The sequence below is a fragment of the Nitratireductor sp. B36 genome, assembly GCF_020833685.1.
GTDB lineage: Bacteria > Pseudomonadota > Alphaproteobacteria > Rhizobiales > Rhizobiaceae > Nitratireductor.
Map to the genome: position 1 here is coordinate 221,168 of NZ_JACKZY010000003.1, position 24,682 is coordinate 245,849.

The 24,682-nt window shown below is 59.5% G+C and carries 22 protein-coding genes; 16 read left to right on the forward strand and 6 right to left on the reverse strand.

Annotation, left to right across the window (positions count from 1 at the left end; translation table 11 throughout):
- Positions 1-77: 77 nt before the first annotated feature.
- The 5 genes from mnmE (at position 78) to H7H48_RS12810 (ending at position 5,943) form a co-directional block, all read left to right on the forward strand.
- Positions 78-1,391, forward strand: a complete 1,314-nt coding sequence (gene mnmE, locus H7H48_RS12790; RefSeq protein ID WP_229449452.1) for a tRNA uridine-5-carboxymethylaminomethyl(34) synthesis GTPase MnmE — start codon at positions 78-80, stop codon at positions 1,389-1,391.
- Between the two features lie 281 nt (positions 1,392-1,672).
- A complete protein-coding gene (gene mnmG, locus H7H48_RS12795; RefSeq protein ID WP_229449453.1) occupies positions 1,673-3,544 on the forward strand; it encodes a tRNA uridine-5-carboxymethylaminomethyl(34) synthesis enzyme MnmG in 1,872 nt (623 codons plus the stop codon).
- The gene (gene rsmG, locus H7H48_RS12800; RefSeq protein ID WP_229449454.1) at positions 3,544-4,176 is read left to right on the forward strand and encodes a 16S rRNA (guanine(527)-N(7))-methyltransferase RsmG; all 633 of its coding nucleotides are present in this window, start codon (positions 3,544-3,546) and stop codon (positions 4,174-4,176) included. Before mnmG ends, rsmG begins: the two co-directional genes overlap by 1 nt.
- A 52-nt stretch (positions 4,177-4,228) precedes the next feature.
- A complete protein-coding gene (locus tag H7H48_RS12805) occupies positions 4,229-5,017 on the forward strand; it encodes a ParA family protein (protein ID WP_229449455.1) in 789 nt (262 codons plus the stop codon).
- Positions 5,018-5,073: 56 nt separating this feature from the next.
- Entirely contained in the window at positions 5,074-5,943 is an 870-nt protein-coding gene (locus H7H48_RS12810; RefSeq protein WP_229449456.1) for a ParB/RepB/Spo0J family partition protein, read from the forward strand.
- A gap of 222 nt (positions 5,944-6,165) precedes the next feature.
- Here H7H48_RS12810 and holA read toward each other — a convergent pair whose 3' ends face one another.
- On the reverse strand, positions 6,166-7,206 hold the full coding sequence (gene holA / locus H7H48_RS12815; protein WP_229449457.1) for a DNA polymerase III subunit delta: 1,041 nt from the start codon (positions 7,204-7,206) through the stop codon (positions 6,166-6,168).
- Between the two features lie 365 nt (positions 7,207-7,571).
- On the opposite strand from holA, the gene H7H48_RS12820 reads away from it, so the two are divergent.
- The 5 genes from H7H48_RS12820 to H7H48_RS12840 all read left to right on the forward strand — a co-directional run bounded on the left by H7H48_RS12820 (position 7,572) and on the right by H7H48_RS12840 (position 14,170).
- Complete coding sequence (locus H7H48_RS12820) at positions 7,572-8,360, forward strand: cyclase family protein (RefSeq protein WP_229449458.1); 789 nt, start codon at positions 7,572-7,574, stop codon at positions 8,358-8,360.
- Between the two features lie 161 nt (positions 8,361-8,521).
- Positions 8,522-9,004 carry a MarR family winged helix-turn-helix transcriptional regulator gene (locus H7H48_RS12825; protein WP_229449459.1) on the forward strand — a complete coding sequence of 161 codons (483 nt, stop codon included), beginning with the start codon at positions 8,522-8,524 and terminating at the stop codon, positions 9,002-9,004.
- Positions 9,005-9,055: 51 nt separating this feature from the next.
- Positions 9,056-11,209, forward strand: a complete 2,154-nt coding sequence (locus H7H48_RS12830) for an indolepyruvate ferredoxin oxidoreductase subunit alpha (RefSeq protein WP_229449460.1) — start codon at positions 9,056-9,058, stop codon at positions 11,207-11,209.
- A 10-nt stretch (positions 11,210-11,219) separates the two neighbouring features.
- Positions 11,220-12,761, forward strand: coding sequence for an indolepyruvate oxidoreductase subunit beta family protein (locus H7H48_RS12835; RefSeq protein ID WP_229449461.1), 1,542 nt, complete (start codon positions 11,220-11,222; stop codon positions 12,759-12,761).
- A 185-nt stretch (positions 12,762-12,946) separates the two neighbouring features.
- Positions 12,947-14,170, forward strand: coding sequence for an argininosuccinate synthase (locus tag H7H48_RS12840; RefSeq protein ID WP_229449462.1), 1,224 nt, complete (start codon positions 12,947-12,949; stop codon positions 14,168-14,170).
- 168 nt (positions 14,171-14,338) lie between these two features.
- Here the strand turns inward: H7H48_RS12840 and H7H48_RS12845 are convergent, their stop codons facing one another.
- Positions 14,339-15,154: a lytic transglycosylase domain-containing protein gene (locus H7H48_RS12845; protein ID WP_229449463.1), complete on the reverse strand. Its 816-nt coding sequence runs from the start codon at positions 15,152-15,154 to the stop codon at positions 14,339-14,341.
- Positions 15,155-15,367: 213 nt separating this feature from the next.
- On the opposite strand from H7H48_RS12845, the gene H7H48_RS12850 reads away from it, so the two are divergent.
- From H7H48_RS12850 to rpsP, 5 genes are all read left to right on the forward strand, one after another.
- Entirely contained in the window at positions 15,368-15,991 is a 624-nt protein-coding gene (locus H7H48_RS12850; RefSeq protein WP_229449464.1) for a DUF1236 domain-containing protein, read from the forward strand.
- A gap of 949 nt (positions 15,992-16,940) precedes the next feature.
- Positions 16,941-18,509, forward strand: coding sequence for a signal recognition particle protein (gene ffh, locus H7H48_RS12855; RefSeq protein ID WP_229449465.1), 1,569 nt, complete (start codon positions 16,941-16,943; stop codon positions 18,507-18,509).
- Positions 18,510-18,518: 9 nt separating this feature from the next.
- On the forward strand, positions 18,519-18,851 hold the full coding sequence (locus H7H48_RS12860) for a chorismate mutase (protein ID WP_229449466.1): 333 nt from the start codon (positions 18,519-18,521) through the stop codon (positions 18,849-18,851).
- Positions 18,852-18,853: 2 nt separating this feature from the next.
- Complete coding sequence (locus H7H48_RS12865) at positions 18,854-19,357, forward strand: GNAT family N-acetyltransferase (protein ID WP_229449467.1); 504 nt, start codon at positions 18,854-18,856, stop codon at positions 19,355-19,357.
- A gap of 25 nt (positions 19,358-19,382) precedes the next feature.
- Entirely contained in the window at positions 19,383-19,793 is a 411-nt protein-coding gene (rpsP, locus tag H7H48_RS12870) for a 30S ribosomal protein S16 (RefSeq protein ID WP_229449468.1), read from the forward strand.
- A gap of 297 nt (positions 19,794-20,090) precedes the next feature.
- Here rpsP and H7H48_RS12875 read toward each other — a convergent pair whose 3' ends face one another.
- The 4 genes from H7H48_RS12875 to leuD form a co-directional block, all read right to left on the reverse strand.
- Positions 20,091-21,125 carry an aspartate-semialdehyde dehydrogenase gene (locus tag H7H48_RS12875; protein WP_229449469.1) on the reverse strand — a complete coding sequence of 345 codons (1,035 nt, stop codon included), beginning with the start codon at positions 21,123-21,125 and terminating at the stop codon, positions 20,091-20,093.
- Between the two features lie 324 nt (positions 21,126-21,449).
- Positions 21,450-22,559: a 3-isopropylmalate dehydrogenase gene (leuB, locus tag H7H48_RS12880; RefSeq protein ID WP_229449470.1), complete on the reverse strand. Its 1,110-nt coding sequence runs from the start codon at positions 22,557-22,559 to the stop codon at positions 21,450-21,452.
- Between the two features lie 35 nt (positions 22,560-22,594).
- Positions 22,595-23,053 carry a RidA family protein gene (locus H7H48_RS12885; protein ID WP_229449471.1) on the reverse strand — a complete coding sequence of 153 codons (459 nt, stop codon included), beginning with the start codon at positions 23,051-23,053 and terminating at the stop codon, positions 22,595-22,597.
- Complete coding sequence (gene leuD, locus H7H48_RS12890) at positions 23,044-23,649, reverse strand: 3-isopropylmalate dehydratase small subunit (protein ID WP_229449472.1); 606 nt, start codon at positions 23,647-23,649, stop codon at positions 23,044-23,046. The genes H7H48_RS12885 and leuD overlap by 10 nt, the downstream gene beginning before the upstream one ends.
- Positions 23,650-23,764: 115 nt before the next feature.
- Here leuD and H7H48_RS12895 point away from each other — a divergent pair, with 115 nt between their 5' ends.
- Positions 23,765-24,661: a CoA ester lyase gene (locus tag H7H48_RS12895; RefSeq protein WP_229449473.1), complete on the forward strand. Its 897-nt coding sequence runs from the start codon at positions 23,765-23,767 to the stop codon at positions 24,659-24,661.
- Positions 24,662-24,682 lie beyond the last annotated feature (21 nt).

Sequence of the window (24,682 nt, forward strand, 5' to 3'; positions counted from 1 at the left end):
CATCGAACGGTTATGGAAAATATCTAGCCCTGACTTCAGCGCCACGGTAAGGCGCTTTCCACGCGAGAGCAAACGACATGAGAGAAACCATATTCGCACTCTCGAGCGGTGCTTTGCCATCAGGCGTCGCCGTCGTGCGATTGTCGGGCCCAGGTGCAGCCGATGCGCTCGTATCGTTGGCAGGTGAGAGGCCTCACCCGCGTCGTGCTACGCTAAAAACCTTGCGAGATCAGGACGGCGTTGTTCTGGACAAGTCTCTTAGTCTGTTCTTTCCGGGGCCACACAGTTTTACCGGTGAGGATTGTGTTGAGCTGCATCTTCATGGCGGGCGCGCAGTCGTGAGAGCTGTGCTGGAGACGCTCTCTCGCCGAAAAAACTTCCGGATGGCAGACGCCGGTGAATTTACGCGGCGCGCTTTTCTGAACGGGAAGTTCAATCTCACGGAGGCCGAAGCACTTTCGGATCTGATCGCTGCGGAGACAGAAACACAGCGCCGCTTCGCCCTGTCTAACTCGGAGAATCGCCATAGGGCTCTCTATGATGGATGGCGGAGAACGCTCATTCAGACCCGGGCTATGATCGAAGCGGAGCTGGATTTTTCGGACGAGGAAGATGTTCCGGGCTCCGTTGCCGATCAAGTGTGGAAAGACGTCGACACTCTGCGAAATTCGCTGAAGCGACATGCAGCCGGTTATCGCACCGCTGAGATCATCAGAGAGGGGTTTCGTGTGGTTATTCTCGGCGCTCCGAATGCCGGAAAATCGAGCCTGCTGAATACCCTCGCGCGCCGTGACATAGCCATTGTCACAGAGGAACCAGGCACCACGCGTGATGTTCTCGAGGCCAGTCTGGACATTAACGGCATCAAAGTCATCGTCACGGACACAGCCGGGATTCGTGCGAATCCCGGCAGGGTAGAAGCCATGGGTATCGATCGCGCGATTGATCGCGCACGCGAAGCCGACCTTCTCTTGCTGCTGGAAGATTGCAATGAGCCCGTTCCGGTGGAGATCCCTCATGTGACTTCAAGCTTGAGGGTGGGAAACAAGATCGATCTGGCTCCCGATGTACCGCTCAAAGGCCGGTATGATTTCGTTATCTCGGCACGCACAGGCGAGGGGATTGATAAACTTCTGGACAAGGTGCGTTCTCTCGCGACATCGGCAACTGAACGAGCGGGGGAGACACTTCCCTTTCGCGAGCGGCACGTGCAGCTGATCCTGGATGCGGCAACGCACGTTGAACGCGCGGCGGAAGGGCAGGATCTGCCACTCGAGCTTCGCGCTGAGGAGTTGAGACTGGCTGCCGAATCGCTTGGACGTATTACCGGTGCGATTGATGTGGAAGATCTACTCGATACGATCTTCTCGCAGTTTTGCATCGGCAAGTGATTCACGTGAAACAAGTCAGGTTCTGATCTTCGGATGACTCACGTGAAACAATAGAGAGCAGCCACGGTGTGACTCACGTGAAACATTCGCCACCCATCTTCAGTTCTGCGAAACAATGTTTCACGTGAAACGAGCGCATTTCGCAAGTGGCTTGACTGCGTGGGCAGAAAGAGACATGTCTGCCCTCCTCATTCCTGAAGAGTCCGGGGAGAGTCCGGTGGGAGAGTCCGGGGCCTTGCGGGCCTTTCACAATGCCCTGGACGGCCGTTTGGAACCGCACAATGACGAACAGCAAATATGATGTAATTGTTATCGGAGGTGGACACGCTGGTACCGAAGCGGCGTCTGCTGCAGCGCGATCCGGTGCCAGGACCGCGTTGGTCACGCTGCATTTCGATACGATCGGGGCGATGTCCTGCAACCCGGCTATCGGAGGGTTGGGTAAAGGCCATCTCGTGCGGGAGGTGGATGCACTTGACGGTATTATGGGCCGCGCGGCAGATGAAGCAGGAATTCAGTTTCGACTGCTTAATCGCCGCAAGGGCCCCGCTGTGCGCGGACCGCGGACGCAGGCGGACCGAAAACTCTATCGAAACGCCGTCCAGAAAGCGATCAAGGCAATCCCCAATCTCGACGTCATTGAAGGGGAAGCTTTGGAGCTTCAGATCAGTGCGGGCCGGATTACCGGGCTTGTGGTGTCCGGTGAACGCCATTTGACCTGTGGCGCTGTGGTTCTGACGACCGGAACTTTCCTGCGCGGTCTTATCCACATCGGGGAGAGGACTTTCCCTGCGGGGCGGATGAATGAACAGGCAGCCGAGCGTCTTTCGATTTCCATGGAAGCAGCAGGCTTTCGTCTGGGCCGCCTGAAAACCGGGACACCTCCGAGACTCGATGGACGGACCATCGATTGGGCGTCGCTTGATATGCAGCCGGCGGATGACGAGCCCACACCTTTCTCCTTGCTGACGGAACGGATCACCAATCGTCAAATCGAATGCGGCATTACGCGTACGACCAATGAGACACACGCGGTTATCCGCGCGCATCTTCATCGCTCTGCTATGTACTCTGGTGCCATTGATGGCATAGGGCCGCGTTATTGCCCCTCAATTGAAGACAAGATCGTCAAATTTGGTGACCGGGAAGGGCATCAGATATTTCTCGAGCCGGAGGGGCTCGATGACCATGTCGTGTATCCCAACGGTATCTCCACATCGCTGCCGGAGGATGCGCAGCTCGCTCTGCTGAAAACGATCCCGGGGCTGGAACATGCGGTCATGCTGCAGCCTGGTTACGCCATCGAGTATGATCATGTGGATCCACGCGATCTGGAGCCCACGCTCGAGACGCGACGGGTTCGTGGCCTTTTCCTGGCGGGCCAGATCAACGGTACAACAGGTTATGAGGAGGCCGCGGCGCAAGGGATACTCGCAGGTCTCAACGCCGCGCGTTTTGCATCAGATGGGCAGATGATCACACTCGGGCGGGCCGATGCTTATATTGGGGTTCTGGTCGATGATCTGGTGACGCGCGGGGTGAGCGAACCCTATCGCATGTTCACGTCGCGTGCAGAGTTTCGCCTGTCCCTCCGCGCTGACAATGCAGATACACGCCTGACGCCGCTGGCGATTCGCCTCGGTATTGCCTCTCAGGAGCGGACGAAGAAATTCGAAGCGCTGGAAGGGGCTTTGTCTATGACACGTGAACTTCTTCAAAGCCGGGATATCAGCCCCAATGAAGCGGCGCGACACGGCATCAATCTCAATAAGGACGGGGTGCGTCGCTCGGCCTACGAGCTGTTATCCTACCCGGATATGAGCATAAGCCGGCTTATAAAAATATGGCCGGACTTCTCAAGCATCTCCTCGGATCTCGCGGAAAAAATTGAAACGGAAGCACGGTATGCGGTCTATCTTGACCGGCAGGGCGCCGACGCGGCCATGTTACGCCGCGAGGAGGCACGCTTGATTCCGCCAAAGTTGATGTTTGATTCCATCGCAGGGCTTTCGAATGAGCTCAAACAGAAGCTCAGGGAGCGAAGACCCAGGAGCATCGCTGATGCTCAGCGGATCGATGGCATGACTCCGGCTGCATTGGCGCTGATACTTGCCAGTATGCGTCAGTTTGAGAACCGCCGGGGCGCAGCCTGATGGAATCAGCGCAATTTTCGCGACTATCGGAGGTGGCAGGGCCGGTTTCACGTGAAACATATGAACGGCTGGTCGCGTTTGAAAGCGTTTTCCGGCGTTGGTCAAGACGAATCAATCTGGCTGCGCCGTCGACGTTGAACGATCTTTGGGAGCGGCATATCCTCGATAGCGCGCAGTTGCTTCGCCTCGCACCTGAGGCACTGCGTTGGCTGGATGTGGGCTCGGGCGGCGGCTTTCCGGGGGCGGTGATGGCCATTCTGCTGGCGGACAAGCCGGGTGCGGAGGTGCATCTGGTTGAAAGCAACAGAAAAAAAGCTGCGTTCCTGATCGCAGCCCTTAATGAAGTGGGTGTTTTCCCCCGCGTTCATGCAAAACGAATCGAAGACTGCTACGATGTTGTTCCGACGCCGCAAATAGTTACAGCACGGGCCCTGGCGTCGTTGCCGCTGCTGATCGAGCTGACGGAGCCCTGGCTAAGAACTGGAGCAAGAGCTCTCTTTCACAAAGGTCGGGATTACCAGCGAGAAGTCGAAGAAAGCGGTAACACGTGGCGATTCGATCTGATAGAACATGAGGATAAGGTTGATGCGGCAGCCATCATTCTCGAGGTGAGCAACCCGGTTCGGCGATAGCCGGCTTTGCCGTAGGGCCTTTCAGTAGGATCAGATCGGGGTAGCAGCAGCGATGAACAGCGGCACGCGAATCATCACAGTCGCAAACCAGAAGGGTGGGGTCGGCAAGACGACAACGGCCATCAATCTCGCTACGGCGCTGGCCGCGATCGGCGAGAATGTTCTCGTGGTTGATCTTGATCCTCAGGGTAATGCCAGCACGGGATTGGGTATTGATCGCCAACAGAGGCTGATGTCTTCCTACGATGTCCTGACGGGCAATGCGGGCATTCTCGAAGCTGCCATGGAAACCGCAGTTCCTGGTCTCTCTATTGTGGCATCCACTCTTGATCTTCTTGGTATCGAGATGGAGATATCCAGCGCCCCGGATCGCGTCCTCAAATTGCGCAACGCGCTGAATGCCGATGGCATTCCTTATTCCTACGTTCTGATCGACTGCCCGCCATCGCTCAATCTCCTCACGTTGAACGCCATGGCGGCGGCAGATTCCATCCTGGTGCCGCTGCAGTGTGAATTCTTCGCGCTTGAGGGGTTGAGCCAGTTGCTTGAGACAGTCGAACAGGTGCGCGGATCGATCAACCCGCATCTTGGCATTCAGGGGATCGTTCTTACCATGTTCGATCGGCGCAACAACCTTGCCAATCAGGTGGTGGAGGATGTGCGCGCGCATATGGGCGACACGGTCTATGACACGATCATCCCGCGCAACGTCCGGGTTTCTGAGGCGCCGTCCTATGGAAAACCGGCAATTCTTTATGATCTGAAGTGCTCAGGTAGTCAGGCTTATCTGCAGCTTGCGTCTGAAGTGATCCGACGGGAGCGCCGTCTGCGCGCCGCGTAGGTCGGATGCGGAGACGCTCGCAGGAAAACTGAGTTATTGGTTGATGGTGTTGTGACATGAACGAAGATCCCTCACGCAAGCGCCTGGGGCGCGGTTTGGCCGCGTTGATTGGCGAGATGGACAAGCCGGAAACCGAGCAGAAGGAGGCTGTACGGGCCGATCGCTCTGTTCCGATCGAATTCATTTCTCCCAACCCGCGTAACCCGCGCCGGCAGTTTGCGGAGAGTGATCTGAGTGATCTTGCGCAGTCGATCCGCGAACATGGCATCGTGCAGCCGGTGGTTGTCCGTTCCGGGGATGCTCCAGGCCGTTTCGAGATCATCGCTGGTGAGCGTCGCTGGCGGGCTGCGCAGCGCGCCGGCCTCACGGAAGTGCCGGTGATCTTGCGTGAGGTGGACGACAAGGCAGCGCTGGAACTTGCCATCATCGAGAATGTTCAGCGTGCGGATCTCAACCCTTTGGAAGAGGCCCGGGGCTATCAGCAGCTTATCGATGAGCATAACTACACGCAGGCTGATCTTGGTCAGGTGATCGGCAAGAGCCGCAGCCACGTCGCCAATACATTGCGCCTTTTGAAGCTTCCGGACGCGATTGGTGACCTGATCGTGGACGGATCCCTGTCGGCCGGCCATGCACGCACATTGGTCACGGCGGAAGACCCTGTCGCTCTAGCGCAGCGCATTGTTGAGGACGGTCTTTCCGTCCGACAGGCAGAAGCGTTGGCCGCCGCCCCGCATGGCGAGGAGAAGGCGCCTCGGTCCCCCAAGAAGGACAAGGATGCCGATACGCTGGCGCTACAAAAACTTCTGAGCGATCGGACCGGGCTCAAAGTCGTGATCAATCATAAGGAGCGAGGAGGCGAAATGCGGATTGCCTATCGTTCTCTCGAGCAATTAGACGAGTTGTGTCGGCTTCTTCAGCAATGAACTCCGGGGCATCCGCCGTCGGGTAGATACGCTTAGCGCCCGAATAAATGCGAAAACGAAAAGAGACCGAGTTCAGCGTGTTTCCATGAGACGCTGAGCAGTTCCACACGCGTGGAGAAGGGAGCCTGACCGGCCCCTGGACGCTGCCTTCCGAACACGCCGGAAAGCATCTCGGGAATAAACTTTCGTTATCGTTCAGTATTTTACATGGTTATCAATGCGTTAACGACGGGCTCGGGCGCCCTCCACCGTGAGGGCAAGCAGTGCTTGCCGGGTGATTGACCCGGCGAGTGACGGTTTTTGACGCGTGCGCAAGATCGTCGCCTGCAGCCGCTCAGCCGCATTCTGCAATGCGATGCCGCTCCAGCGAGCAAGCGCATTCTCGACGGTCTTTCGTCGTGAGAAGAAGATTGGAGGGCGAGCTCCGGCCACCGCAGCACTGGCAGTCACGCCCTGGGTGTCCATCGCTTGGCGCATGATCTGCAATGCCTGTATCTGTCGGAGCGTGGCAGAAAGTACAAGAAAAGGTGGGTTGCCGGCGGCGAGAAAGCGCTGAAAGGCGATGTCAAACGCCTGGAAGCGGCCGGAAATAACCGCGTCAACGGCCTCATCCGCACTTAGACCGGCCACATCCCCAATGAGAAGCCGAATATCCTCGGGGTTTACCTCTTTGGCGGCAGCACAATAGAGGGTCAGCTTTTCCAGCTCACCACGGGTCGCGAGACGGTCGCCGCCGAGGTTGGCTTTCAACAGCTGGCGCGCTTCCAGCGAAATCGTGAGTCCTGCAGCACCAAGAGTTTCATCGATCACGGTGTCGATACCGCGGCCATCGTCTGCGTAGCAGGGCAATGCCATGGCGCTTGCGCTCCGCTCCACCGCCGAACGCAGAGAGGAACCTTTGCGAAGATCTCCAGCCTCAATGAGAATAGTACAATCGGTTGGGGGTTCCGAGATGAGCATGGTGACGTCGCTCACCAAAGCCTTCTGGTTTCCTGCGCCTTTTACCCAAATCAGACGCTGGTCGGAAAACATCGGCACCGTTTGGGCTTCATCGGCAAGCCGGCCGGGCTGTTGCTCTACTTCACTTGCCTCCATACGCACGACAGTAAAAGGGTCATCCAGCGGAAGACCCGACCCTGTGGCGAAGCGTTTTGCACGCTCACTGACGAGCCCGCGATCCGGCCCGTATATCAAAACGATCCGGTAGGCCTGCTCGGGCCTTGCCAGCCAGCGATCGACTTCATGCGCTTTCTTCTGTCCCATGTCGGCTGAATACCACAGCAGACCGCCGAGAGCATCAGCGAAAAGGGAGCGATTGTCGTCGCGTTATGGATGGTTCCGCGCCGAGCCTCTTCCTCTCGCGGGGGCTACTGAAACCCTGGAAGCCCATTCATTTCATATGCATTTGAAACCTTTATCACATACATTGGATCGCGCGAAAGGCGACGGATTGATGCGGCTTCATTGTTTAACTTGTGGGGATGTGGCCCGCTTGGTGTCGCTGTCCGTTTTTTGCGGAGGTGGTCAACGCTCTCGAAGATATTTGCATATGCATTCTTTTTCAGTTAAACCATTCTGGGCCGCGTGTGATGTTCTGCAGCGGTCTCAACGTTTTTGGGAGGAGACCTATGAGCCAGTCCATTATGAGCGAATTTGCGGACCAGTTGCTGTCAGGCAAAGTCGAGGTTGTCGACCTTTCGGCGGTGTTGGGCCCCAACACACCCCTTCTAAAGCTTCCACCGGAGCTTGCTGTTGATACGCCCAAGATCGAGATCCACAAGATCTCGGCTTACGACGATAATGGTCCCTGGTGGGCCTGGAACTGGCTCAAGCTTGGCGAACATTCGGGCACGCATTTCGATGCCCCGATCCATTGGATTACCGGACGCGATCATCCGGATGGCTCCACGGACACGATTGACCCGAAGAATTTTGTAGCGCCGGTTAATGTCATCGATTGTTCCAAGGAAACGGCGGAGAATCCCGATTTTCTTCTGACAGCGGATCACATCAAGGCCTGGGAGGCCGAACATGGTGAAATTCAGAAGGGTGAATGGGTGGTGTTGCGCAGTGACTGGTACAAGCGCAATGGCTCGGAAGAAAGCTTTTTGAACGCGGATGAAACAGGCCCGCATTCACCGGGACCAACACCCGAAGCGATCACCTACCTGCTTGACAAGGGGATCATCGGCTGGGGCAGCGAGACGATCGGCACCGATGCCGGCCAGGCCGGTGGAATGGAGCCTCCATTCCCCGCGCACAACCTTCTACACAAGGCCAATCGCTATGGTCTCGCCAGTCTCGCCAATCTGGACAAATTGCCGCCGAAAGGAGCGATTCTCATAGCAGCACCACTTAAAATCGAGCATGGCACGGGAAGTCCCTGTCGGGTGCTGGCGCTCGTGGCGCGCAGCTAGGTTCGCGCTTTCGTGCTGAGCCTTCACAACATGATCACGGGCAGCGGTATTACGCGCTGCCCGCCTCTGCGAGGGAGCCTTCAGGCTGGTCGGACTATCCTATTCCGATGTCATGGAGTGTAGGTCGGCATTTCAGCCTTCCTGTCGGCGGAGAGACTTTGATGGACGAACGCTTGGATAGCAGGAATTCGAGAATTGAAACGCTGGGCCAAATGGGGCTCCAGCAATTCGCGCCCTATCTGATGAACCGCATTATGGGTCGCTACAATGCGACCCTGCGGCAGGATTTGCGCCGACAGGGATTGACGGTGCCGCAAGTCCGGGCACTCGCAGTTCTTGCGGTCGGCGATGGCATGTCGATCAACGAGCTCTCTGTCTACACAGTGATTGAACAATCGACCATGAGCCGTACGCTTGATGCGTTGGAGGCGCAGGGTTTGGTCCGCCGCGAGGCCTGCCAGGACGATAGCCGTACACGAAATATCTTCCTCACAGACAAAGGGCGGGAAGAGTTCAATCGGGCTTGGCCGGCCATGCACAACGCGTTCTCCGAGATGTTCAGGGACATTGATGACGCGGAATATGCAGCCTTCGTTGCAACGCTTCAGAAAATCCTGGGCAACATCAGAAAGCACAATTTTTAGCAAGCTTGAACGCGGCACTAAGCTGCGCCGCTAGCGACGGGAGACTGGATTATGGCTGAACGTTCGTTTGTGAAGGAGGTCCAGAAGCTTAGGCTTGGGGCCGGCGAGACCTTTCACGGCGAAGGCATTCTCGCCATCACCAAGGCGCTTTTGCAATGCGGTGTGGGCTATGTGGGCGGCTATCAGGGCGCGCCGATCAGTCATTTGATGGACGTTCTGGCCGATGCACAGGACATTCTGGGTGAGCTCGGCGTCCATTTCGAGGCCAGCGCATCGGAGGCGACGGCGACGGCCATGCTGGCAGCCTCCGTCCACTATCCCATTCGTGGCGCCTGCACGTTCAAGTCGGCGGTGGGCCTCAATGTCGCTTCGGATGCGCTAGCCAATCTCGCCTCTGGCGGTGTGACCGGGGGTGCGCTCATCATCGTTGGCGAGGATTATGGCGAAGGCTCTTCCATCATGCAGGAGCGCAGCCACCCCTTTGCCATGAAGAGCCAGGTCTGGCTGCTCGATCCGCGTCCCAATCTGCCCTCCATCGTCAAGGCCGTGGAAGATGGGTTCGAGCTTTCGGAAGTTTCCAACACCCCGGTCATGCTGATGGTGCGCATTCGCAGCTGCCATGTGACCGGCAGTTTCGAGACAAAGGACAACAAGCGCCCGGAAATGACCGTTGCGGACGCGCTGGAAAATCCGCGGCGCGACACCAACCGCATCGTTCTGCCGCCCGCCTCCTTCCTGCATGAGAAGGAGAAGGTGGAGAAGCGCATGCCGGCCGCGGTGGATTTTATCCGCTCGCGCAGGATCAACGAGTTCTTCGGGCCCGAGCGGGGCAAGGCCGGCATCATTCTGCAGGGCGGCATGTATAACAGCGTCATCCGGGCGCTGCAGCGCATCGGCCTTGCCGATGTCTATGGCGAGACGGACGTGCCGCTCTATGTGCTCAACGCCGTCTATCCGCTCATCGATGACGAGGTGATCGACTTCTGCGCGGACAAGGATTCCGTTCTGATCGTGGAGGAGGGGCAGCCCAACTATCTTGAGCAGGCCATCGCCTCGATGATGCACAAGAAGGGCATCGACACACGCATTCTTGGCAAGGATGTCCTACCCATGGCGGGTGAATATACCGGCCAGGTCATGCTCGACGGCATCAGCGCCTATCTGCGTGCCAATGCGCCGGAGCTTCTGGCGGCGCAGGTTCTGGCCCCCAATGCGCCGGGCGAAAACACGCTGGCAGCGGATCTCGCCAAGGTGGTTCCGGGCCGGCCGCCGGGGTTTTGCACGGGCTGTCCCGAGCGGCCAATCTTCGCTGCCACCAAGCTGATCGAACAGGAAATGGGACCGCACCACATCTCGTCGGATATCGGCTGTCATCTGTTCTCGATCATGCCGCCCTTCGAGCTTGGGGCGACAACGATGGGCTATGGGCTTGGGCCGGCATCTGCATCTGCGTTCAATTCACCGGACGCGAAGCGGCGCTCAATCTCCTTCGTCGGCGATGGCGGCTTCTGGCACAACGGCCTGACCTCCTCGATCGGCAATGCGGTGTTCAACGAGAATGACGGCGTCATTGTCGTGGTCGACAACTTCTATTCGGCGGCGACCGGCGGGCAGGACATTCTTTCTTCCCGTGCCGACAATCCCACAAAGTCGACGAAACATCCGATCACCGATGCGGTGAAGGGGATGGGCGTGAAATGGGTTCGGCATATCGACCGCACCTATGATGTGACCAAGGTACGCGCCGCACTGCGCGAGGCGCTGACGACAAAGGAGAAGGGGCCGAAGGTGATCGTGGCCTCCTCCGAATGCATGCTCAACCGCCAGCGCCGGGAAAAGCCCCTTGTGGCAAAAGCGATCTCGGGTGGCGAGCGGGTGGTGAAGCCGCGTTTCGGCGTAGACGAGGATGTCTGCACCGGTGATCACGCCTGTATGCGGCTTTCAGGCTGTCCGTCGCTTTCGGTCAAGAAACTGGATGATCCGTTGCGGGACGACCCGGTGGCCTCGATCGACCACACCTGCGTGGGCTGTGGGAATTGCGGCGAGGTGGCCGATGCGGCTGTTCTCTGTCCGTCCTTCTATCGCGCGGATGTGGTGCACAATCCCGGCTGGTGGGACCGTTTCGCCAACAGGGTGCGCAGCACGGTGACCGGCTTTCTGCAAACCCGCCGCGAAAAGCGGCGCCTGACATTCGCAGACGCTTGAGGGAACGACCATGGCCAAGCGTATGAAAGCAAAAGAAGAGCAGAAGATCATCAAGCTCGCCATCCTTGCCGTGGGCGGGCAGGGCGGCGGTGTTCTCACCAACTGGATCACCGATGTGGCCGAGCGCAACGGCTACCTTGCACAGGCAACATCCGTTGCCGGCGTGGCTCAGCGCACCGGGGCGACTATCTATTATGTGGAGATGTGTCAGGATACCGGTCGCCGGCCGGTTTTCTCGCTGGCGCCGGCGCAGGGCGACATCGACATTCTGATTGCTGCCGAGCTGATGGAGGCGGGGCGTGCGGTGATGCGCGGCTTCGTGACGCCCGACCGCACCACGCTGATTGCCTCGGCGCACCGCATTGCAGCCGTTTCAGAGAAGATCGAACCCGGTGACGGGCGCGCGGATTCGCCCACCGTTCACCGGAATGCGCGCGAAGCGGCGAACCGCTATATCTGTTTCGACATGGAGAAGGTGGCTGTCGAAGCCGGCTCAGTGATCTCATCGAGCCTGTTTGGCGCACTCGCGGGCTCGGGCGCGCTGCCATTTCCGCGCGACAGTTATGAAGAGACCATCGCAGCGTCAGGGCGTGGTGTGAAAGCCAGCCTTGCCGCATTCGGCAAGGCGTTCGACCTCACGGTATCCGGTGCCGGTGTGGAAGTAGGCCCCCCGGATGCCGCACCCGCTTCGAAGCAAATCGCCGTGGATGGACCGCAGAAGCTTGTGGCGCGGTGGAACGCGCTTGCTGCCCGTGCGGGGGCGTATCCCGAACCAGTGAGGGCCATGGCGCTCGCCGGGCTGCGCAAGGTCGTTGATTACCAGGATCTTGCCTATGGCGCGGAATATCTCGATCGGCTCGACGAGGCCGTGGCGCTGGACAGTGCGGAAAAGAGTTTTGCTTTGGGAGAGGCTGCGGCAAAGCATGTGGCAAACGCCATGTGCTATGACGACATTCTGCGCGTGGCCGATCTCAAAACGCGAACTGCGCGCGCTGAGCGCATTCGCAAGGAGATGAAAGTCGGCGAGGCGCATGTTCTGCAGGTGACGGAGTTCTTTCACCCGCGCGTGGAAGAATTCTGTGGCACGCTGCCGGCGGGGCTTGGCCGCTTCATCGAAAACAGGCCGGGACTTGCCCGCTGGGTCGACCGACGCATCAATCGCGGAAGGCGGATCCGGACCGACAGCCTGTTCGGCTTCGGCGCTCTCTGGCTGATCGGCACACTGCGGCCATGGCGCCGCTCGCTGCTGCGTCATCAGGTGGAGAAAGCGCATCTGGAGCGCTGGTATGCGCTGGCGCTCGACACGGCGCAGCGCGACTATGCGCTGGCGGTGGAAATTCTCAACTGCCGACGGCTCATCAAGGGTTACAGCGACACCCATGTGCGCGCGCATTCCAAGTTCGACCGCGTGCTCTCAGGTCTGCCCTTGCTGGAGGGCCGTGACGACGCCGCAGACTGGCTGCGGCGGCTGCGCGAAGCTGCGCTCAAGGACGAAAAAGGCGAGATGCTCGACGGGGCGCTCAAGACGGTGGCGACGCTGGAAGCGGCCTGAGCACATTCTGCGTGGGGGGCGGGGCCATGCCGGAAACGGCGTGGCCTCTTTCATGTGCTGGCACTGGCATTTGCCGGGACTGGTCTTGCCCGCGCCGCCATTCCTGATATTAGTCGCCTCGACTTCCAAGGCTCCGGCGTGCGGAGCCGGCCGGCCATGCCGTACCTCTCATACCGGGAAAGACCATGACGAAACTCAAAGACGTGAAAAAGGTGGTGCTTGCCTATTCGGGCGGCCTCGATACCTCGATCATCCTCAAATGGCTGCAGACGGAGCTAGGCGCGGAAGTGGTGACCTTCACCGCCGATCTTGGCCAGGGGGATGAGCTGGAGCCGGCGCGCAAGAAGGCCGAGATGCTCGGCATCAAGGAAATCTACATCGAGGATGTGCGCGAGGAATTCGTGCGCGATTTCGTGTTCCCCATGTTCCGCGCCAATGCAGTCTATGAGGGCGTCTATCTGCTGGGCACGTCGATTGCACGCCCGCTGATCTCCAAGCGTCTGGTGGAAATCGCGGCCGAAACCGGGGCTGACGCCATTGCCCACGGTGCGACCGGCAAGGGCAACGACCAGGTGCGCTTTGAGCTTTCCGCCTACGCGCTCAATCCAGACATCAAGGTGATCGCGCCGTGGCGCGACTGGGAATTCAAGTCCCGCACCGATCTCATCAACTTTGCCGAGGCGCATCAGATTCCGGTGCCGAAGGACAAGCAGGGCGAGGCACCGTTCTCCGTCGATGCAAATCTTCTGCACTCCTCCTCGGAAGGCAAGGTGCTTGAAGATCCGTGGATCGAGCCACCGGAATATGTTCACCAGCGCAGCGTTTCGCCGATGGATGCGCCCGACGAGCCGACGGAAATCACCATCTCCTTCAAGGCGGGTGACGCTGTTGCCATCAATGGCGAGGCGCTTTCGCCGGCAACGCTGCTCAAGGCGCTGAACGATCTTGGCCGCGACAATGGCATTGGCCGCCTCGACCTCGTGGAAAACCGCTTTGTGGGCATGAAGTCTCGCGGTGTCTATGAGACGCCCGGCGGCACCATTCTGCTGGCTGCGCACCGGGCCATGGAGTCCGTCACGCTCGACCGTGGTGCAGCGCATCTGAAGGATGAGCTGATGCCGCGTTATGCGGAACTGATTTACAATGGTTTCTGGTTCTCGCCCGAGCGCGAGATGCTGCAGGCCGCCATCGACAAAAGCCAGGAGGACGTGGAAGGCGAAGTGCGCCTGAAACTCTACAAGGGCAATGTGATCGTGACCGGACGCAAGTCCGACAAGTCGCTCTATTCCGACGCTCTCGTCACCTTTGAGGACGATCAGGGCGCTTACGACCAGAAGGATGCTGCCGGCTTCATCAAGCTGAATGCCTTGCGCCTGCGTACGCTGGCCGCAAGGAAGCGGGGCCGTTGATCGTTCCAGCATTTGGATAATGAAAAAGCCGGCTGTGAGGCCGGCTTTTTTGTGTGTTTAGCAGCAGGCGGCAGGGTTTGGCATCTGCCGGCCCTTCGCTATGGCTCCGGGCGTTCGTCGCTCAAAAAGCCAAATCGTTGGCTTTTTGCCCGCTACGCGGGACGCTCCTCACCCATCGATTTCCTTGGCCATGATGGCGATGGCCTGCTGGTAGACGCTTGCCGCGTTCCAGCCCTGAATGGCGCGGAAGTTCGGCTGTCCCGGCTGATAGCCGGCACCGCGCTGCCAGCCATGAGCCCGCAGAAAGTTTGCGGTGGAGGCGAGCGCGTCAGCGCTGGAACGGATCATGTCAACTCGGCCATTGCCGTCACCATCGACGCCATATTTCAAAGCGTTGCCCGGCAGGAACTGGGTCTGGCCGATCTCGCCATGGGCGGCGCCCCGTGCGTCAGGGTGTAGCATTCCACGGTCTACCATGGTCAATGCGCCATAGAGATGGCCTGTAAAGAAGTCGGAACGACGGCAATCATAGGCGAGCGTGGCAACCGCTGAAACGATATTCTGATTTCCGAGAAAGCCACCAAAGCCCGTTTCCATGCCCCATATCGCGATCAGCGGGCCGGCAGGAACACCGTAGCGCTTCTCGATATTGGCGAAGAGACGAGCATATTTCTTCTTCATCCCCTTGCCGCGCGATATGATTGCGTTCGAACCCCGCTTCTGCATGAACGAATTCAGCGATAGCTTGAAGCTCTTCTGTCCGCGATCCGCAGCGATGGTCTTGCTGGCATACCGGGTCTTCGCCAGCGCATTGAGGCCGCGCTGGCCGATACCGCGTGACGCCGCTTCCTGGCTGAACTGCGCCTTCCAGGCCTCGAAGCCCCCAGCGTTGTTGCCACACTGTGCGGCGGAGGCATGCCCCGCCATGAGAAGTGAGGCGCTAACCGCAGCGGCCAGGACCACCGCTCTTCCCCCGAAAGCCATGTTGCTCTCCTTAAGATAAATGATGGCTATATAATGTGATGCTGCCAGCGATTACACAACATGTCGGCGGTCGCAAGCGTTGAGTTTCCTAGCATAGCGGTCATTACTGAACCCTTTCGCGATAAAAATCGTCTCATTTGTGGTTGTCCTTTGCGGAACTGATCGCGGTCCGGTCCGTTTTGAGCCCCAGTTGAAACCGACTGGAGATGAGTCATGAATACGATGCTTCTCAAAAGTACAGCTGCTGGTGCAGCGCTTCTGGCCTTGACCGGTGTTGCCGGTGCCGAGGTGCTTGCCAGAGCAACGGCCGACCTCAACATTCGCTCAGGACCGGGCCCGCAATATCCCATCGTTGGCGTTATCGGCGTGAATGAGGAAGCCGAAATCGAAGGTTGTCGGGAAGGCAGCAAATGGTGCGCAGTCAACCATGCCGGTGTTGATGGCTGGGCTTACTCGGACTATCTGACAGCGCCATTCGAGGGCGGTGAGGACTATGTGGTGGTGACCGAACGTCCAGCCGAGGCGTTGCCCTCGGTCTCCTTTGAAGCGACCTCGAGTGTGGAAGTCGAACCTGTTCGTGGAGAACTGATCGGCCGTAAAACGGCTATCGGGACCGTGGAACCGATCGCCCCACCTCCAGCGGAGGTCACCACCTATATTCAAAGCAACCGGGCTGAACCTGTCTATCTGGAAGGTGAGGCAGTGGTCGGAGCCGTTCTTCCGGAAACGGTGGAGGTGCGTGAGATCCCCGACTACGAATACCGCTATGTCTATGTGAACCAGCAGCCGGTCCTGATCGAGCCGGAGACGCGTCGCATCGTCTATGTCGTGCGGTAACCGGCGGCTTCGGCACCTAATTGATTAATCGGCTAATTGTGATGCGCTGCGGCGAGATTCTCGTCGCAGCGCTTTCTTGATTGATCTTTTGCGGACACTTGACGCAAGGCACTAAAAGCGGCAATTTAACACTTATTATTAGCCAGCTAATTTATAACCTTCTCCCGATCTGGCACCACTCGTTGGCTTTTCGCCATGAATGTCTGTTTTCCGGCGGGGTCTGCGTGTGAGGGTGCTGCGTTCATGCGGGATTATTTCAAGAACAGGAATTTCTATGAAAGCTCAAGACGGAGTTAGACCGGCAGGCGCCTCTCTATTGGCGATGATCATGGCTGCCATCATCGTTTATTCGTTCTCCCGCCCGGCTGAGGCGGCCCATCAGGATAGCTACAGCCTTCTGTCACCTCCATTGTCCGCTGACCCTCACGGCGCATGGGTGGTGACTGCACCTGGTAATGCGAGCAGCGTGCCTCTGCCCGCGCAACATCCTCTCCTTACCACCGCTGAGCCGATCGAGCGTCAGGTTGCATCCAGCTGGTTCATTGTCTGGCTGGCTGCGCGATACTATCCTGGCTTCTGCGAGGACCTTCCCACTCATCTCCTGGAGATGTGTGGGGAAGAGAAACGAAAAGCAGAACTGGAGAGACGCCTTCCCTTGGAAGCAAGACACTGAGAGCCTTGGTCTGCCGACCGCAACGAGAGGCAAACAACGCTTTTTCTTGACTCCGGAGACGATTTCCTGTCTACAAGCGCGAAATTCCGCGACGAGTGACAACTCCGAGCAGCCGACCAGGGCACCTTTCGATAGAAAGTAGCGATCCTGGAGGTCAACACCCGGCAGCGTGATGCGCCCCCGGGTGCTTTTCGGCTTTGCGCGATATTTGAAGCTCAGGCGCGGATGCATTACCTCTCGCATGACCACGAAAGATGCGAGACATGAGGAACGCGGATGTTTGAATCGCTTCAGGAACGCCTTGGTTCCATCCTGAATGGCCTGACGGGCCGCGGTGCGCTGTCGGAGGCGGATGTCTCTGCGGCCCTGCGCGAGGTGCGCCGTGCGCTGATCGAGGCGGACGTGGCGCTCGATGTTGTGCGTTCCTTCACCGACCGGGTGCGCGAGAAGGCTGTCGGCGCCGAGGTTCTGAAATCCATCAAGCCCGGCCAGATGGTCGTCAAGATCGTTCATGACGAACTGGTCGAGATGCTGGGCACCGAGGGCGAGACCATCGACCTCAACGCACCGGCACCGGTTGTCATCATGATGGTCGGTCTGCAGGGCTCCGGTAAAACCACCACCACCGGCAAGATCGCCAAGCGCCTGACCGAGAAGCAGGGCAAGAAGGTGTTGATGGCGTCGCTCGACACGCGCCGCCCCGCCGCCCAGGAACAGCTCAAGCAGATCGGCGAGCAGACCGGTGTCGCGACGCTGCCGATCATTGCCGGCCAGACGCCGGTTGAGATCGCCAAGCGCGCCACGCAGGCAGCCCGTCTCGGCGGCCATGATGTGGTGATCCTCGATACGGCCGGCCGTACGCATATCGACGAGCCGCTGATGGTCGAGATGTCGGACATCAAGAGCGCGTCGAACCCGCACGAGATCCTGCTCGTGGCCGACTCGCTCACCGGTCAGGACGCGGTCAATCTCGCCAACAACTTTAACGACCGTGTTGGCATCACCGGCCTCGTTCTGACCCGTATGGACGGTGACGGGCGTGGCGGTGCGGCGCTCTCCATGCGCGCTGTCACCGGCAAGCCCATCAAGCTGATCGGTGTTGGCGAGAAGATGGATGCGCTCGAGGAGTTCTATCCCAAGCGCATCGCCGACCGCATTCTGGGCATGGGCGATATCGTTTCGCTGGTCGAGAAGGCCTCCGAGACCATCGACGCGGAAAAGGCCGCGGCGATGGCCAAGAAGATGCAGGCCGGCAAGTTCGACCTGAACGATCTCGCCGAGCAGCTGCGCCAGATGCAGAACATGGGTGGCATGGGCGGCATCATGGGCATGATGCCGGGCATGGGCAAGATGAAGGACCAGATGGCTGCCGCCGGTCTCGACGACAAGATGTTCGGCCGCCAGATCGCCATCATCCAGTCGATGACGCCGAAGGAGCGCGCCAATCCTGAGCTGCTCAAGCACAGCCGCAAGAAGCGCATTGCCGCCGGCTCCGGAACGGATTCGGCGCAGATCAACAAGCTCTTGAAGATGCACCGCCAGATGGCCGACATGATGAAGGCCATGGGTGGCAAGGGCCGCAAGGGCGGCATGATGCGCGGCCTCATGGGCGGCATGGCGCAGAAGATGGGGCTCGGTGGCATGCCGGGTGGTCTTGGGGGAGGTATGCCCGATCTGTCCAAGATGGATCCGAAGCAGCTTGAGGCTCTGCAGAAGCAGGCAGAAGCCGCGGGCCTTGGCGGCGGTCTGCCCAAGGGCGGTTTGCCGAAGGGCCTTCCGGGAATGCCGGGTGGCGGCTTGCCGGGGTTGCCTGGCGGTCTGCCCGGACTGCCGAAGAAGAAATAAGGGAATCCGATGAGCGACAACACGGATCAGGCCATGGCAAAGCTTCTCGAGCTGCGCGCTTCCATCGACAACATCGATGCCGCACTCGTTCACATGCTGGCGGAGCGCTTTCGCTGCACCCAGGCTGTCGGGCATCTTAAGGCCGTTCACGATCTGCCGCCGGCGGATCCAGCGCGTGAGGAGCGTCAGATCGCGCGCCTGCGCCGGCTTGCCGACGATGCGAATCTCGATCCGGATTTTGCGGAAAAGTTTTTGAACTTCATCATCCGCGAGGTGATCCGTCACCATGAGGCGATTGCCGAGGAGCATGGCAACGGTTCAAAGGGCGGTGGGAACGCTTGAGCATGACACCGGTCCTTGAAAGCGAGCGCTTGATCCTGCGCGGCTGGCAGCGGGACGATTTCCCTGCGTATGCGGCTTTTTGCGCGGATCCTGAGCGTACACGCCATATTGGGGGGCCGAAAAACGGGTTTGAGTCGTGGACAAGCTTTTCATCCATGGCCGGTGCCTGGGCGCTGAACGGCTATGGCATGTTCGCTGTTCAGCCGAAAGACACGGATGCGGTGGCCGGCTGTGTGGGTTTGTGGCACCCACCACTGCTTGATGAGCCTGAGCTCGCATGGAGCCTTTATGCTGGTTTCGAGGGCAAGGGTTACGCGGTTGAGGCGGCCCGCCGTGTGCAGGTCTGGGCGGCTGAAGACCTGAAACTGCCGCCGCTTATGAGCTTCGTCCATCCGGACAATCTGGCCTCACAGGCCGTTGCCAAGAGGCTGGGTGCCGAGCCTATGTCTCCCACTGAACTGCGCGGCGAGCCGCGCCTGAGATTCCGGCACGCTTTGCCGGCTTGAAAGCCATTATCGAAAGGAAGAAACCATGGCACTGAAAATTCGTCTGGCCCGTGCGGGCTCCAAGAAGCGTCCTTACTACCACGTCGTCATCGCCGATGTGCGCAGCCCGCGCGACGGCCGTTTCATCGAGAAGGTCGGCTCCTGGAACCCGATGCTCCCCAAGGATGGTGAGCGCGTCGTTCTCAACGAAGAGCGCATCAAGCATTGGCTCGCAAACGGAGCCCTGCCGACTGACCGTGTTCTTCGCTTCCTCGATCAGGCTGGCATCGCCAAGCGTCCGGAGCGCAGCAACCCGAACAAGGCGAAGCCCGGCAAGAAGGCACAGGAGCGTCTTGACGCCGCCAAACAGGCCGAGGAAGACGCAAAGGCAGCTGCAGCTGAGGCTGAAGCCGCCGCCGCCGAGGCACCGGCTGAAGAGGCTGCTGCAAGCGAGTAAGCTTTGCAGGCATGGCTATTTAAGATGGCGGGTCGAAAGGCCCGCCATTTTTTGTTTTGAGATGTGGTGTGACGCTATCCGAGATGGCGCTCGCCCCTCACCCTTACCCTCTCCCCGCTCGCGGGGAGAGGGGGGCATCCACGTTGCGGCCATCCTCCTTCTCCCCGTATGCGGGGAGAAGGTGCCGGCAGGCGGATGAGGGGCCAGCGCCGGCCTCGTCACACAAACACCGCGCAAAAGAAAAAGCGGGCCCGAAGGCCCGCTTTCTCACGCTTTTATCGAAGAACCCACCTTGTCTCAGGCAGCTTTCTTCTTCGGCTGGATCAGGCCCTTGGCGACCAGAAGTTCGGCGATCTGCACCGTGTTGAGAGCAGCACCCTTGCGCAGATTGTCGGAGACAACCCAAAGCGCCAGCCCGTTGTCGACCGTGGGGTCTTCACGCAAGCGGCTGATATAGGTGGCGTCTTCGCCGGCGCTCTCGTAAGGCGTCACGTAGCCACCATCCTCGCGCTTGTCGATCACCTGGCAGCCCGCTGCCTCGCGCAGGATCTCGCGCGCCTCGTCGGCCGTGATCGGCTTCTCGAATTCAAGATTCACCGCTTCCGCATGGCCGATGAACACCGGCACGCGCACACAGGTGGCCGTGAGCTTGATCTTCGGGTCGAGCATCTTCTTGGTCTCGGCGACCATCTTCCACTCTTCCTTCGTAAAGCCGTCTTCCATGAAGACGTCGATATGGGGAATGCAGTTGAAGGCGATGCGTTTGGTGAATTTGTTGGTCGAGATCGGATCGGCGACGAAAACGGCGCGCGTCTGCTCGAACAGCTCGTCCATGCCTTCCTTGCCTGCGCCGGAAACCGACTGGTAGGTGGAAACCACCACGCGCTTGATGGTTGCTGCCTCATGCAGCGGCTTGAGCGCGACCACGAGCTGCGCGGTGGAGCAGTTCGGATTGGCGATGATGTTCTTTTTGGTAAAGCCCTCGACCGCGTCGGGGTTCACTTCGGGAACGATCAGCGGCACGTCCTGATCGTAACGCCAGGCCGACGAATTGTCGATCACGACGCAACCCTGCTTTCCGATTTTCGGCGAATACTCCTTGGAGACCGAACCGCCCGCCGACATCAGGCAGATATCGGTGTCGGAAAAGTCATAGGATTCGAGCGCCTTTACCTTCAGCGTCTTGTCGCCGTAGGAAACCTCGGTGCCGACTGAACGGCGTGAAGCAAGCGGGACGATCTCGTCTGCCGGGAAGCCGCGCTCTTCGAGGATATTGAGCATTTCGCGGCCGACATTCCCCGTGGCGCCGGCGACAGCTATCTTGAAACCCATCTGGTTTGTTACTCCTGTCTCTCTCCGCTTGGCTTTTATTTGAAGGCCTGCATCTGGCAGGCACCTTCTCCCCGGCTGGGCCCGGGGAGAGAACGAGCAGCCGAGGCGTCAGACCGTTTTGGTCGTCGTTTTGGCTGTCGTTTTGGTAAAGCGGAAACCGACGCTGCCGTTCCCGGCCGCGTTCAAAAAACTTTGTGCTGATGGCGCTTCATGGTGCGCGCACATGGCAAAGGGGTCTCCGTTTCCGGGCGTTGTTTTACGCTGAATCGGGCGCAAGTCAACGAAATAGCACGAGCGGCCGGCATTGCCGGCCGCAAAGAGGCCTTAGGCGAGCGCCTTGTACTTGGCGACAATGGCGTCACCCATGGCGGTGGTTCCGACTTCGGTCATGCCCTCGGACATCAGGTCTTTCGTGCGGAGGCCGTCGTCCAGAACCGAAGCGATGGCTTTCTCCAGCCGATCCGCTTCCTCGACCATGTTGAACGAGTAGCGCAGGCACATGGCGAATGAGGCAATCATGGCGATCGGGTTTGCGATGCCCTTGCCGGCAATGTCCGGTGCGGAACCATGCACGGGCTCATAAAGCGCCTTGCGGGAGCCGGTCTTCTCGTCCGGTGCGCCAAGTGAGGCCGAAGGCAACATGCCAAGCGAACCGGTGAGCATGGCGGCAACGTCGGACAGCATGTCGCCGAACAGATTGTCGGTGACGATGACGTCGAACTGCTTGGGCCAGCGCACGAGCTGCATGCCGCCAGCATCAGCCAGCATATGCGTCAGCTCGACGTCGGAATATTTGGCCTTGTGCGTGTTGGCGACGACCTCTTTCCAGAGAACGCCCGACTTCATGACGTTGTGCTTTTCCATGGAGCAAACCTTGTTGCTCCGGGTGCGGGCCAGCTCGAAGGCCACGCCGGCAATGCGCTCAATCTCGTAGGTGTCGTAGATTTGGGTATCGATGCCGCGCTTCTGGCCATTGCCGAGGTCGGTGATCTCCTTGGGCTCGCCGAAATAGACGCCGCCCGTAAGTTCGCGCAGGATCAGGATGTCGAGCCCTTCCACCACTTCCGGCTTGAGAGAAGAGGAGGCAGCCAGCGCCGGATAGCAGATGGCCGGACGCAGGTTGGCGAACAGTTCCATCTCCTTGCGCAGGCGCAGGAGGCCGGCTTCGGGCCGAACCTCATAGGGCACGCCATCCCATTTGGGGCCGCCGACAGCGCCGAACAGAACGGCATCCGCCGCCATGGCCTTGTCCATGTCGGCATCGGAAATCGACTGGCCGTGCGCATCATAGGCGCAGCCGCCCACCAGCCCTTCCTCGGTCTCGAACCCGGCGTTGAAGTCGGCGTTCATCATGTCGATGAGTTTCTTGACCTCGGCCATTGCCTCGGGGCCGATGCCATCGCCGGGGAGGAGAAGAAGTTTGCGCGTTGCCATGAAAAGCCTCTCGAACTGGTAATTCGAGGGACTTGCTAATCCGCCGCGCCCGATTGCGCAAGGCTGTTGCCGTACGAAGCGGTACGGTTGCGCTTCAGCGCGGTCACCTCGATCTCGATCTTCATCTCCGGTTCGTTCAGCTCGCAGACGATCATCGTTGCTGCGGGTCGAATATCGCCGAAGGCTTCTCCGAGAATCGGAAAGACACGGGACACATAAGAGCGGCTGGCTACGTAGTAATGCGCGCGCACCACATCGGCGAGCTCGAAGCCGCCCTCGGTCAGCGCTGCGCGAATGGTGGAAAGGCAGTTGCGTGTCTGCTCTTCCACGCTGTCGGGCATGGCCATGGTGGCATAGTCATAGCCCGTGGTGCCGGAGACGAAGCACCATTCTCCATCTACGACCGCGCGGCTGTAGCCTGCGGTCTTCTCGAAGGGAGACCCCGTGGAGATGAGGCGGCGCTGGCCGCCTCTATCATCCAGGTCTACGCCCACGGATGGCTTTCCGTGTATTTGTTCTCGAAGGTCTCGATGGCCGGGGCCTTCTCCATGGTGAGGCCGATGTCGTCGAGGCCGTTCAGCAGGCAGTGCCGCTTGAAGGCGTCGATCTCGAACTTCACCACGCCGCCATCCGGGCCGCGGATTTCCTGCTCTTCCAGATCGACGGTCAGGGTCGCATTCGCGCCGCGCTGCGCGTCGTCCATCAGCATGTCCAGTTCTTCCTGGCTGACCTTGATGGGCAGAATGCCGTTTTTGAAGCAGTTGTTGTAGAAAATGTCGGCGAAGCTGGTGGAGATGACGCAGCGAATGCCGAAGTCGAGCAGAGCCCATGGGGCATGCTCGCGGCTTGAGCCGCAGCCGAAATTGTCGCCGGCAACGAGAATGCTGGCATTGCGGTAAGCGGGCTTGTTGAGCACGAAGTCGGGGTTCTCGGAACCGTCTTCGTTGAAACGCATTTCGGCGAAAAGCCCGGCGCCGAGGCCGGTGCGCTTGATCGTCTTGAGATAATCTTTCGGGATGATCATGTCGGTGTCGACATTGACGATCGGCATGGGCGCGGCAACGCCCGTCAGCTTGATAAACTTGTCCATGAATCCTGGTCCGTTGTCTGCGCGGCCATTTTATCTGCCGCCTCTCCATACACAAGCCGCCCCCGCAAAGCAAAGCTCTCTTGCGCCGAAAGCGCGGCTGGGCCATGAAACGCATATGCACCATCACCCAGCACAGCTTCGCCGATCGGTTCTCTACGTGCCCGCCAGCAATGAAAAAGCGTTGGCAAAAAGCGCAACGCTTGGCTGCGACGCGGTGATCTATGATCTGGAGGACGCCGTCGGACCGGAGGAAAAGCTCGACGCGCGGGAGCGCCTCCGCGATTTCCTGAACGGCGGAGACCGCCCGCACTGCGAGGTCGTGGTGCGCATCAATGCGCTGAAGAGTATCTGGGGGACGGAGGATCTTCTCGCTGCGCGCGCGGTAAAGCCCGATGCCATTCTCCTGCCCAAGGTGAATGGCCCCCGCGACATTCTCGACGCGGATGCGGCGCTTGATGAAACCGATGCCCCACGCAGCCTGAAACTCTGGGCGATGATCGAGACACCGCGCGCCGTGCTCAATCTGGGGCCGATAGCGGAGCTCGGGCGCGATCCGGCTGCGCGCCTCGCCTGTCTCGTTGCCGGGACGAATGACCTTGCCAAGGAAACCGGGGTCGCCCTGACCGAAGACCGCCGCTATATGGCGCCGTTTCTGTTTCAGCTGGTCATGGCGGCGCGCGCCGGCGGCATCTCGGTGCTTGATGGCGTTTCCAATGATTTCCGCGACCTCGACGCATTCGAGAAAGGCTGTCGGGAGGCGCGGTCGATGGGTTTCGACGGCAAGACGCTCATTCACCCGGCGCAGATCGCGCCGGCCAATGCGGTTTTTGCACCTTCCTCCGAAGCCATTGCCGAGGCCGAGGCCATCGTTGCCGCCTTCGCAGATCCCGAAAACGCCGGACGCGGCGTGATTTCGCTCAACGGGCGCATGGTGGAGCGCCTGCACCTGGAGATGGCGCAGACACTGCTCGAGCGCGCCAGCGCAATCAGATTGAAAGTGCAATCAGACTGAAAGAGAGTGGGGAGACGGCCC

Excerpts from the sequence above, each read along its gene's own strand:
- mnmE (WP_229449452.1), top strand. The coding sequence starts at position 78 with ATGAGAGAAACCATATTCGCACTCTCGAGCGGTGCTTTGCCATCAGGC.
- mnmG (WP_229449453.1), top strand. The coding sequence starts at position 1,673 with ATGACGAACAGCAAATATGATGTAATTGTTATCGGAGGTGGACACGCT.
- rsmG (WP_229449454.1), top strand. The coding sequence starts at position 3,544 with ATGGAATCAGCGCAATTTTCGCGACTATCGGAGGTGGCAGGGCCGGTT.
- H7H48_RS12805 (WP_229449455.1), top strand. The coding sequence starts at position 4,229 with ATGAACAGCGGCACGCGAATCATCACAGTCGCAAACCAGAAGGGTGGG.
- H7H48_RS12810 (WP_229449456.1), top strand. The coding sequence starts at position 5,074 with ATGAACGAAGATCCCTCACGCAAGCGCCTGGGGCGCGGTTTGGCCGCG.
- holA (WP_229449457.1), bottom strand. The coding sequence starts at position 7,206 with ATGGGACAGAAGAAAGCGCATGAAGTCGATCGCTGGCTGGCAAGGCCC.
- H7H48_RS12820 (WP_229449458.1), top strand. The coding sequence starts at position 7,572 with ATGAGCCAGTCCATTATGAGCGAATTTGCGGACCAGTTGCTGTCAGGC.
- H7H48_RS12825 (WP_229449459.1), top strand. The coding sequence starts at position 8,522 with ATGGACGAACGCTTGGATAGCAGGAATTCGAGAATTGAAACGCTGGGC.
- H7H48_RS12830 (WP_229449460.1), top strand. The coding sequence starts at position 9,056 with ATGGCTGAACGTTCGTTTGTGAAGGAGGTCCAGAAGCTTAGGCTTGGG.
- H7H48_RS12835 (WP_229449461.1), top strand. The coding sequence starts at position 11,220 with ATGGCCAAGCGTATGAAAGCAAAAGAAGAGCAGAAGATCATCAAGCTC.
- H7H48_RS12840 (WP_229449462.1), top strand. The coding sequence starts at position 12,947 with ATGACGAAACTCAAAGACGTGAAAAAGGTGGTGCTTGCCTATTCGGGC.
- H7H48_RS12845 (WP_229449463.1), bottom strand. The coding sequence starts at position 15,154 with ATGGCTTTCGGGGGAAGAGCGGTGGTCCTGGCCGCTGCGGTTAGCGCC.
- H7H48_RS12850 (WP_229449464.1), top strand. The coding sequence starts at position 15,368 with ATGAATACGATGCTTCTCAAAAGTACAGCTGCTGGTGCAGCGCTTCTG.
- ffh (WP_229449465.1), top strand. The coding sequence starts at position 16,941 with ATGTTTGAATCGCTTCAGGAACGCCTTGGTTCCATCCTGAATGGCCTG.
- H7H48_RS12860 (WP_229449466.1), top strand. The coding sequence starts at position 18,519 with ATGAGCGACAACACGGATCAGGCCATGGCAAAGCTTCTCGAGCTGCGC.
- H7H48_RS12865 (WP_229449467.1), top strand. The coding sequence starts at position 18,854 with ATGACACCGGTCCTTGAAAGCGAGCGCTTGATCCTGCGCGGCTGGCAG.
- rpsP (WP_229449468.1), top strand. The coding sequence starts at position 19,383 with ATGGCACTGAAAATTCGTCTGGCCCGTGCGGGCTCCAAGAAGCGTCCT.
- H7H48_RS12875 (WP_229449469.1), bottom strand. The coding sequence starts at position 21,125 with ATGGGTTTCAAGATAGCTGTCGCCGGCGCCACGGGGAATGTCGGCCGC.
- leuB (WP_229449470.1), bottom strand. The coding sequence starts at position 22,559 with ATGGCAACGCGCAAACTTCTTCTCCTCCCCGGCGATGGCATCGGCCCC.
- leuD (WP_229449472.1), bottom strand. The coding sequence starts at position 23,649 with ATGGACAAGTTTATCAAGCTGACGGGCGTTGCCGCGCCCATGCCGATC.
- H7H48_RS12895 (WP_229449473.1), top strand. The coding sequence starts at position 23,765 with ATGCACCATCACCCAGCACAGCTTCGCCGATCGGTTCTCTACGTGCCC.